General features: G+C 41.0%; 11 protein-coding genes and 1 tRNA gene. 7 read left to right on the top strand and 5 right to left on the bottom strand.

From position 1 onward, the window contains the following. Positions 1-197 precede the first annotated feature (197 nt). The 4 genes from MS2017_RS10885 to MS2017_RS10870 all read left to right on the top strand — a co-directional run bounded on the left by MS2017_RS10885 (position 198) and on the right by MS2017_RS10870 (position 2,110). Positions 198-716: a YqhA family protein gene (locus MS2017_RS10885; RefSeq protein ID WP_071563470.1), complete on the top strand. Its 519-nt coding sequence runs from the start codon at positions 198-200 to the stop codon at positions 714-716. 57 nt (positions 717-773) lie between these two features. Next, complete coding sequence (tpiA, locus tag MS2017_RS10880) at positions 774-1,520, top strand: triose-phosphate isomerase (RefSeq protein WP_071563471.1); 747 nt, start codon at positions 774-776, stop codon at positions 1,518-1,520. A 5-nt stretch (positions 1,521-1,525) separates the two neighbouring features. Further along, positions 1,526-2,008: a preprotein translocase subunit SecG gene (gene secG / locus MS2017_RS10875; protein ID WP_122952194.1), complete on the top strand. Its 483-nt coding sequence runs from the start codon at positions 1,526-1,528 to the stop codon at positions 2,006-2,008. Positions 2,009-2,024: 16 nt separating this feature from the next. Further along, positions 2,025-2,110 (top strand) — tRNA-Leu (locus MS2017_RS10870). Between the two features lie 71 nt (positions 2,111-2,181). Here the strand turns inward: MS2017_RS10870 and folA are convergent. Then, positions 2,182-2,667, bottom strand: coding sequence for a type 3 dihydrofolate reductase (gene folA, locus MS2017_RS10865; RefSeq protein WP_122952193.1), 486 nt, complete (start codon positions 2,665-2,667; stop codon positions 2,182-2,184). 56 nt (positions 2,668-2,723) lie between these two features. Here folA and MS2017_RS10860 point away from each other — a divergent pair, with 56 nt between their 5' ends. Genes MS2017_RS10860 through mfd form a run of 3 tightly spaced genes read left to right on the top strand, consistent with a single transcriptional unit; the run spans position 2,724 to position 6,957 of the window. Further along, a complete protein-coding gene (locus MS2017_RS10860; protein ID WP_122952192.1) occupies positions 2,724-3,323 on the top strand; it encodes a Maf family protein in 600 nt (199 codons plus the stop codon). Between the two features lie 17 nt (positions 3,324-3,340). Then, positions 3,341-3,511, top strand: coding sequence for a hypothetical protein (locus tag MS2017_RS11585; RefSeq protein ID WP_158009216.1), 171 nt, complete (start codon positions 3,341-3,343; stop codon positions 3,509-3,511). A gap of 8 nt (positions 3,512-3,519) precedes the next feature. Next, on the top strand, positions 3,520-6,957 hold the full coding sequence (gene mfd / locus MS2017_RS10855; protein ID WP_122952191.1) for a transcription-repair coupling factor: 3,438 nt from the start codon (positions 3,520-3,522) through the stop codon (positions 6,955-6,957). On the opposite strand, the gene MS2017_RS10850 is transcribed toward mfd, so the two are convergent. The 4 genes from MS2017_RS10850 to accD are packed head-to-tail and all read right to left on the bottom strand — an operon-like array spanning position 6,949 to position 10,070. After that, a complete protein-coding gene (locus MS2017_RS10850) occupies positions 6,949-7,890 on the bottom strand; it encodes a carbohydrate kinase family protein (RefSeq protein WP_122952190.1) in 942 nt (313 codons plus the stop codon). The two genes, mfd and MS2017_RS10850, sit on opposite strands and share 9 nt — an antisense overlap. Continuing rightward, complete coding sequence (ispH, locus tag MS2017_RS10845) at positions 7,884-8,822, bottom strand: 4-hydroxy-3-methylbut-2-enyl diphosphate reductase (RefSeq protein ID WP_071563476.1); 939 nt, start codon at positions 8,820-8,822, stop codon at positions 7,884-7,886. The genes MS2017_RS10850 and ispH overlap by 7 nt, the downstream gene beginning before the upstream one ends. After that, the gene (locus MS2017_RS10840) at positions 8,819-9,238 is read right to left on the bottom strand and encodes an FKBP-type peptidyl-prolyl cis-trans isomerase (protein ID WP_122952189.1); all 420 of its coding nucleotides are present in this window, start codon (positions 9,236-9,238) and stop codon (positions 8,819-8,821) included. The genes ispH and MS2017_RS10840 overlap by 4 nt, the downstream gene beginning before the upstream one ends. Then, positions 9,231-10,070, bottom strand: coding sequence for an acetyl-CoA carboxylase, carboxyltransferase subunit beta (gene accD / locus MS2017_RS10835; RefSeq protein WP_071563478.1), 840 nt, complete (start codon positions 10,068-10,070; stop codon positions 9,231-9,233). The genes MS2017_RS10840 and accD overlap by 8 nt, the downstream gene beginning before the upstream one ends. Between the last annotated feature and the right edge of the window lie 12 nt (positions 10,071-10,082).

Raw genomic sequence — 10,082 nt, 5'->3', positions numbered from 1 at the left:
CTTTGCATCGATATATGAGCCATCATTTAGAATCTACTTTTTACCCGCTTGGCAATTTTTTTAAACCCAGCCTTAGCCTTGCTAGGATAAGATTTAAGAAAATTACCAAGCGGATGAAAATTGAATTTTGCTAATCATCCATATTTATGCAAAGGTCTCAAATAAATTAAAGTTTACTTGAAATGGGAGTTAATAAAATGGAGTTATTGGAAAAGTATTTTGAAAAAATGTTGTGGGGGTCGCGTTTTATGGTGCTTGCAGCGGTAATTTCTTCGTTGTTATTGTCTTTAGCGTTGTTTGTTATTACCGCCATTGATGTCGGTTCACTGATGGCGCATTTGGGTGATTATTTGAATGCCACTATCGAAGCAAGAAAGGTATTAAAGATTGAAATGGTGGCACATGCAGTGGGTGCTATTGATGGATTTTTGTTGGCCACTATTTTACTGATATTTTCCTTGGGGCTATATGAGTTGTTTATTAGTGACATTGACGAAGCCCAAAACAGCAAGCGCTCATCAAAAGTTTTGGTCATTAATTCACTTGATGATTTGAAATCGAAACTTGCCAAAGTTATCTTAATGATTTTAGTGGTTACATTCTTTGAAGTGTCATTGTCAATGGCTTTTACAGATGCACTTGATTTGGTGTATTTTGCCTTTGGTATTTTAATGGTTTCTTTGGCACTTTATTTTAGCCATAGGGCAGAGCACTGATTGATTTTTATGACTAAATAGCGTAAAATGGCTGATTTTTTATAGAAAATAATTATTATGCGTCAAACAATCGTAGCAGGCAACTGGAAAATGAACGCTTCAAAGGAAACCGTTAGCACTTTAGTAATGGGTATTCTTGAAGGTTTGCCTGATGTTAAATCAAAGGTAATTGTATGTGCGCCTTATCCTTATTTTTCTCAAGTTGAAGCCTTGGTAACGCATTCACAATTGAATTTAGGCGCGCAAAATATCAATGTTAACGCCTCAGGTGCCTTTACTGGCGAGGTGAGTGCAGATATGATTAAAGATTTTGGCGCTGAATATGTGATTGTTGGCCACTCAGAACGCAGAAGTTTATACGGCGAAACTGATGAAATTGTTGCTGAAAAAGTACAAGTGGCACTTGATAATGGCTTAACGCCATTATTTTGCATTGGTGAATTGTTAGAGGAAAGAGAATCTGGCAATACCGAAACAGTGGTTACTCGACAAATCAATGCCGTGATTGAAAAGGTTGGTATTGAGGCGTTTAAGAATATTATTATTGCTTACGAGCCAGTTTGGGCTATTGGTACTGGCGTTACTGCCACACCACAGCAAGCACAAGATACACACGCATTTATTCGTAGCCTGTTGGCTAAAAATGATGCAGATATTGCACAATCAACTCCGATTTTGTATGGTGGTAGTATGAATCCTACTAATGCAGAAGAGTTAATTGCTTGTGAGGATATTGATGGCGGTTTGATTGGTGGTGCATCACTCAAGCCAGAGGATTTTTTAAGTATTTGTAAAGCAGGTTAATTATTATGTCATTCCAAGTTATTTTAATTGTTCATGTGTTGCTAGCTCTGGGTTTAATTGCGCTTATTTTAATGCAACATGGTAAGGGCGCTGATGCAGGCGCTGCCTTTGGCGCAGGTGCATCAGGTTCGGTATTTGGTGCACGCGGTGCCAATTCATTTATTTATAAATTAACTACCAGCGTTGCTGTTGGTTTCTTTTTAACCAGTTTAACTTTGGCATATTTAGCCACAAGCGATGCTTCCAGTGCACCAACAGAGTCTCAAAGTGTGATGGATCAGGTGCTTGTAGATCAAGTACCCATAAAGTTAGAGCCATCAGTTGATGTACCAATGGTTGATTCTAAGGTGGCAGACAAGCCAGTGATTGACAACCCTAAAAAGGGCGAACCAGCAATTGATTCTAAAGCAGGCAAGTTGTTGGTGATTGGCGACCCTAAAAAGGATGAGTTAGTGATTGACCTTAAAGCAGACGATATTTCTAAATAAGTCCAACTATTTTTTTGCCGATGTGGTGGAATTGGTAGACACGCTACCTTGAGGGGGTAGTGAGCTACGCTCGTGCGAGTTCGACTCTCGCCATCGGCACCATTTTTGTTCCCCTCTTTTTATGTTGAACTTTAAAAACACTTACTTGTGTTTTTAAGATTCAACGCACCAGGCTATTTTCTGTCTAAGACGGTAAAGTGGTAAGCGTGGGGATTTTTTTCATCAGCTGCATGTGATTCTCTGCAAGTTTCAATAAATTTGTTACGATCAAAGGCTGGAAAATGAGCATCACCTTCAAATTCACCTTCAATTTGGGTGATGTAAAGCCTGTCAACGCTTGGCAGTATTTGCTCGTAGAATGAAGCGCCCCCCATTATCATAACTTCGTTGTCATTCTTAGCGAGTTTTAATGCGGCTCCAATACTGGTAACAACTTCGCAACCATCGGCTTGAAAATTGGCATTGCGACTTATGATTACATTGCGACGGTTTGGCAATGGTCTGCCAATTGATTCATAAGTTTTGCGTCCCATTAATACTGTTTTCCCAGTGGTGGTTTTTTTAAAATAGCCTAAATCGGCTGGCAAGTGCCAAGGTAAGGCGTTGTTTTTGCCAATGAGTTGCTTGTCGTCCATTGCTACAATAATAGATAATCTCATAGGGGGAAGTTTTAAATAAAGTAAAATGATACTATTTTACAAATACTTTACTTGCTGTGTCATTAATTCTTGCCTCATCGTCGCCTTTTAGAAAAAAACTGCTTAAAAAATTAAGTTTGGATTTTGATATCGTGTCGCCTGAAATTGATGAATCTAGGCGGGACAATGAAACGCCTAAGCAATTGGTGTTTCGTTTGGCGCAGGAAAAAGCGCGTGAAGTGGCAAAGACACACAGTGGGCTTATTATCGCTTCAGATCAAGTGGCAACGCTTGCAGACGGTGCTGGTGTTGATGATGAGATTTTAACCAAGCCACAGTCACATAAAAATGCAACCCGACAACTTGAGCAAAGTTCGGGGAATGTTGTTACTTTTTTAACAAGTTTGACACTTTTAAATGCCCATACCAATAATATGCAAACATACATTCACACATCAAAGGTTTTTTTCAAGGTGTTAAGTGCTGAAAAAATTGAAGACTATCTGCAAAAAGAACAGCCTTATAATTGCGCAGGCGGCTTTAAGTCTGAAACACCTTTAGGTGTCAGCCTTTTTGAGCGTATAGAAGGAGATGATGTTGATGCAATGGTTGGTTTGCCACTTATTCAACTGGCTAAAATGTTAGAAAAAGAAGGCGTTAGCATCTTAAAAAAATAAGGGAGGCCTTTGTAAATATGAACAATCATCAAAAATCCACTTTTCATTCACTTGGCAATTTTTCCAGCAACACCCAGCAGCTCTCTAGGAGGATAAACCCAGCCTTAGTCTTAGCAGGACAAGGTTTAAAGAAATCACCAAGTGGGCAGAATGTTGCTAATCACCCATATTTATACAAAGGTCTCTAAGGGGCAATATGCAATATCTTTATCCACAAGGTGTAATTCCTTTCGAATCTGGGCAAAAATTTTATTGGGGGTCGCTTTACGGTAGTGCGCAGGCCTTGGCGTTGATTGAATTTGCCAAAACACAAGATCAGGTTGTGCTGGTGGTGGCGAATGATATTACCCATTTTGAGCAATTATTTAAATCCCTCAATTTTTATGGCAGTGAGTTGGAGATTTTGAGGTTTGACAATTGGGAAGTGTTGCCCTTTGATCATTTCTCTCCACACCCAGATATCACTTCTAGCCGCCTTAATACTTTGTCTAAATTGTCTAATCTTAAGCATGGCATTGTTATTACCACTTTAGAATCGTTGTCACAAAAATTATGCCCAATAGCGTTTAGCAAGCAATACAGTTTTAATTTGAAAAATGGCGACGGTTTAGAGATACAAACTTTTTCTCAGCGTTTGTTAAAAATTGGCTATAACCGAGTGACAACGGTTCGAGAGCATGGTGAATTTAGCGTGAAAGGCTCACTTATTGACCTTTTTCCAATGGGTGCTAATTCGCCCTATCGCATAGATTTATTTGACCAAGAAATTGAATCTATGCGTATTTTTGACGCTTCAACGCAACGCTCCATTGAAGAAGTTGAACAAGTGTTTTTGTTACCAGCAAGAGAGTTTGCCACTGACCAAGAAAGTATTGAAATTTTCAAAAGCAATTATCTTAAAACTTTTGGCGATAGCAACGGCTTTATTTTTGATGAAGTTAGTGAATCCCGGTTGCCGAGTGGTATTGAATTTTATCTTTCATTATTTTTTACCCACACCAGCACCTTGTTTGACTATTTGCCAAGCGATACCATTGTTGCCACCAGTCAAGGCTTTGGTGCGCTTTTGGAATCAAGTTATGATGAAATTGATGCGCGTCATCAGCAAGCAAGCAATAATCTTGATAGACTGCCTTTGCCCATTCATCAAGTTTTTCTTGAAAAAGATCAGTTGTTTGGTCAAATTAAACAACGACAACAACTTATTATTGGCAGTTCCAAACTTGCTGAAAAAGCAGGCAGATTGAATTTTATCAGCAAGTTATTGCCGCCGCTGACCATCAATGCGCAGAATAAGAATCCATTGGATAAGTTCCTTGCTTTTGAAAAGAAATTTAATGGCAAAATCCTTATTGTTTGTGAGTCTGAAGGGCGACAAAGTGTATTGAGCGATTTGCTTATTAATCACAAGCACAATCCACATCCTGTTGCCCATTGGCAAGATTTTCTTAGCAGTGGCCAAAGTCTTTGCATTACCAATGATGAACTTACCGAAGGGCTGCTAACAGAGAATATTGCCATTATCACCGAAGTGGATTTGTTCGGTGCAGATGTGGTTAAGCAACAGCGACGCAGGCGTGCCAAACATAAGGATTTTGACGAGGCGATTAAGTCCTTGGTGGAAATTCAAATTGGCGACCCGATTGTGCATGAAAGTTATGGCGTCGGGCGTTATTTGGGGCTAAAAACGCAAACCTTTGATGGTTTGGCACAGGATTTCTTAATGCTAGAATACGCCAACCATTCAAAATTGATGGTGCCAATGACTTCGCTCAACCTAATTTCTCGTTATTCAGGCGCATCTCCCGATATTGCACCATTGCATAAACTTGGTACCAATCAGTGGAGCAAGGCTAAGCAAAAGGCGCATGAGGCCCTGCACGACATTGCTGCCGATTTGTTAGAAATCTATGCCAAGCGTGAATCGCAAAGTGGTTTTGCTTTTCCTGAACCGAACGACGCTTATTCCTCCTTTGTGGCCAGTTTTCCTTTTGAAGAAACGCCAGACCAACTTAAAACCATGGGCGAAGTGTTGGCAGATATGCAATCTCAAAAACCAATGGACAGACTGGTTTGTGGTGATGTTGGTTTTGGTAAAACTGAGATTGCCATGCGTGCTGCATTTTTGGCAGTAGAAGCGGGCAAACAAGTGGCTATTTTGGTGCCAACAACTTTATTGGCAAACCAGCATTACACCTCTTTTAAAGACAGATTTATCAAATATCCAATTGAAATTGCCGCTTTGTCACGCTTTCAAAGCGCCAAGGAACAAACACACATTAAACAACAATTGCTTGAAGGCAGAGTGGATATTGTGATTGGTACGCACAAGCTTATTCATGGCAGTATTAAATACAAAAATCTTGGATTGATTGTGATTGATGAAGAGCATCGATTTGGGGTTAAACAAAAAGAATCGTTGAAAAAAATGCGAGGCGAAAGCGACATTCTGACCATGACAGCAACGCCAATTCCCCGCACGCTGAATATGGCACTCGGCTCACTCAGAGAATTGTCTATTATTGCCACGCCACCACAAGGACGAAGCGCCATTCAAACCTTTGTGAACGAGTGGGATAACAACACCATTAAAGAGGCGTGCTCTCGAGAGTTGCATCGAGGTGGGCAAATATTTGTACTGCATAATGACATTGATTCAATTGACAATATGGCAGAAACCCTTAAATCAATTATACCAAATGCACGCGTACGCATCGCTCATGGGCAAATGCCAACGCGTGAATTAGAGCAAATTATGAGCGATTTTTACCATGGTCGCTTTCAAATCCTTGTCTGCACCACTATCATTGAAACAGGCATCGATATTCCCAATGCCAATACTATTATTATCAACAATGCACAAAATTTTGGACTGGCACAATTGCACCAACTGCGTGGACGAGTCGGGCGTTCGCACCACAGAGCCTACGCTTATTTAGTGATTAAATCACATCAATCATTGAGCAAAAACGCCAAAAAACGCCTAGAAGCGGTTGAATCTTTAGAAGAACTTGGCGCTGGATTTATGCTGGCCAATCACGATTTAGAGATTCGGGGTGCAGGTGATTTGCTGGGTGACAATCAATCTGGAAAAATCAGCGAAATCGGCTTTAACCTCTATCATGATTTACTCAAACGCACAATTGATGCCATGCGTGCAGGCAAAAAAATTAATGCAAACGACCCAATTAACCCTGAAATCGAAATTGACACCGGCATCCCCTGCATCATTCCCGACACCTATCTTGGCGATGTACACGAACGCCTCGTTCTGTATAAGCGCATTTCTAACGCTAAAAATAACGACGAATTGAAAGATCTACAAATAGAAATGATTGACCGCTTTGGCCTACTCCCAGATGCCACTAAAAACCTATTCTCGGTAACCCAATTAAAACTTTTCTCGGAAAAAATTGGCATTGATAAAATTTCAATCTATGACGACAAAGCACACCTCACCTTCTCCAATAAAACCACAATTGAGCCAATAAAAATCATCAATCTAGTGCAAACCCAACCTAGAAACTACCAAATCAAAGGACAAAATCAACTTATCCTCAAGCATCAAATGCCCGAGGACGGTGCACGCATTGAATGGGTTGAAAATCAACTCAAAGAATTACATTCAAAATAATGGCGAGCCATAACTTTGTTGGTATAAGCGTTTAATCTCGTCCAGATCAAAGGTATGATTTTGGGTGCCGAGGTGGGCAACTTTGATTGCGCCTAGCAGTCCTGCGAGTTGTCCTGTGGTTTGCCAATCTAGTTTATGCATTAAGCCATATAACAAGCCGGCACGGTAAGCGTCGCCACAGCCAGTTGGATCTTGTGTGGCGTTGGGTGTGGCGGGGGCGATGTTGATAGTGTTGTTATTGGTGTGAATTTCGCTGCCTTTGGCGCCTTTGGTGATGATGAGTGCTTCGACCATTGAGGCAATTTCTGACAGACTGAGATTGGTTTTATCTTGCAACATTTGGGATTCGTAATCATTGACGGCGATGTAAGTGGCTTGTTCAATAAAAGTGATTAATTCTGCACCTGAGAACATTGGCATTCCTTGACCGGGGTCAAAAATAAAAGGGGTGTTGTTGTCTGCAAATTGTTTTGCGTGTGCAATCATACCATCGCGTCCATCGGGTGAGACGATGCCAATATCAACGGCACTGACATCGGCAACTTTATTTTGATGAGATTCGCTCATTGCACCAGGGTGAAAAGCGGTAATTTGGTTGTCGTCCATATCGGTCGTGATAAAGGCTTGACCTGTGTAAGTGCCTTTGATTACTTTGATATGTGTGGTGTTCATGTGCTGAGATTCCATCCAGTTCATATAGGGGGTAAAGTCTTCACCTACCGTTGCCATTGGTATCGAATTAACACCCAGTAAATGGAGGTTGTAAGCGATATTACCGCCACAACCGCCAAATTCTTTGCGTAGGGTTGGCACCAGAAAAGAGACATTGAGTATATGCACTTTGTCTGGCAGAATGTGGTTTTTAAATTGATCGTGGAAGACCATGATGGAATCAAAGGCATACGAACCACAAATTAACGCTGTTTTTAACATTTTTTCTCCTGTCTTAATGGTTTAGGTATTGGAAAGCGCACATTTTCTTTTGTGCCATTTATTTCTATAATTTCAGTTGCATTGTGGTTGCGTAAATAGTCAACCACTTCTTGTACTAAAATTTCAGGGGCTGATGCACCAGCAGTTACGCCTACAGTGTTTGCACCCTCTAGCCAACTTGTTTGAATTTCTTTTGCGCCATCGATGAGGTAGGCGTTTTTATGCATTTTTTCGGCGATTTCTCTTAGGCGATTTGAGTTGGAAGAGTTGTTGGAGCCTAATACCAGTAGCACATCAGAATCTTGCATGAGTGTTTTTACAGCATCTTGTCGGTTCTGTGTGGCGTAGCAGATATCATCTTTTTGTGGTGATTCAATCTCAGGAAATTTACGCTTTAGTGCATCAACAATTTGTTGAGTGTCGTCGGTAGATAAAGTGGTTTGGGTTGTATAAGAAAGGCGTTTAGTGTTTAAATTTAACTTCTCTACATCTGCAATGGTTTCAATCAATTTAACGCTTGCGCCTTGAGCCGATTGTCCAAGCGTACCTTCTACTTCAGGGTGCCCCTCATGTCCAATTAAGATGACTTGGTGGTTTTGTTTTTGTTTATGCACCACCTCTTTGTGAACTTTGGTTACCAGCGGACAAGTGGCATCATAAATAATTGCGCCAAGTTTATCAGCTTGTTGGCGCACTGCTTTTGATACACCATGCGCACTAAAAATTACCACTTTGCCTGTCGGCACCTCATCAATTTCCTCAACAAAAATTGCACCTTTGGACTTTAGACTGCTCACGACAAACTTGTTATGCACCACTTCATGGCGCACATAAATGGGCGCACCATGTAGCGCTAACGCACGCTCAACGATTTCAATGGCACGCTCAACGCCTGCACAAAAACCTCGTGGATTGGCAAGTAAAACTTTCATTGAGCGTTTTTATATTTTTCGAGTATTTCTACTTGAAACGAGATATCGCAACCTGCCAAGGGGTGATTAAAATTCACAGTAATATCATCGCCATCAATTTTGTCAATACAACCGACGAACGAGTCGCCCGTGGGCGTTTTAAATTCAACAGCGGCATCAGTTTTAAGGCGCATATCTTTAGGAAATTCACTGCGATTCATCACTTGAATGGCTTCGTCATAAACCTGACCAAAGGACTCATCAGCACTTAATAAAAAAGTTTGTAATTTGCCAACCTCAGCCTCTTTAACGCAAGACTCTAGGCATGGGTCAAGTTGCCCATCACCAATTTCAAACACCAAAGGAGTGTCGTTTGACTCGTCAACCAGAGCGCCATTTGCATGCATGAGTTTATAGAATAATTTATATTTACCCATGTAATGCTTGTAACAATTGGTGAACCCTATTGCGTAAATCTCGGCGATGAACAATCATATCAATGGCACCTTTTTCAAGTAAGAATTCACTGCGCTGAAAGCCTGATGGTAATTCTTCTCGCACTGTTTGCTCCACCACTCTAGGGCCAGCAAAGCCAATGAGTGCATTAGGTTCGGCAATGTGAATATCGCCCAGCATGGCAAAACTGGCAGACACGCCACCCATGGTTGGATCGGTCAAAATTGAGATGAAAGGAATCTTTTTATCGTTTAATAATTTCAATATGAGCGCAGTTTTGCTCATTTGCATAAGCGAGAACAGCCCCTCTTGCATACGCGCCCCACCCGATGCTGAAAAGCAGATAAGCGGCGCCCCAGTTTCCATGCTAAGTTGAGCAGCACGCACAAATTTTTCCCCCACCACAGAACCCATTGAGCCACCCATAAACTTAAATTCAAAGGCAGCCACAACAACATCCATGCCGTGTAATGTGCCACTTTTCACCACCAAAGCATCTTTTTCATTGGTGTTTTTTTGTGCCAAAGTAAGGCGTTCTTTGTATTTTTTTTGGTCTTTAAATTTCAAAGGGTCAACTGCAATTAAATCTGGTGCAATTTCCTTCTGCCCTTCTTCATCCAAAAAACCCTCAAGTCGCACACGAGCAGAAATACGCATATGATAATCGCACTTAGGGCAAACATAATTTAATGTTTTTAATTCTTCCGAATAAATCGTCGTTTCACACTCAAGGCACTTGCTCCACAAGCCCTCTGGAATATTCTTCTTTGCCACACTGGTAATAGAAGGTAAGATTTTTTCTAGCCAACTCATTGTTATCGCTCC

The sequence above is a fragment of the Bathymodiolus thermophilus thioautotrophic gill symbiont genome, from assembly GCF_003711265.1.
Lineage (GTDB): Bacteria > Pseudomonadota > Gammaproteobacteria > PS1 > Pseudothioglobaceae > Thiodubiliella.
Note: the sequence above shows the minus strand (reverse complement) of the source record. Positions and strands in the feature narration are given on the sequence as shown.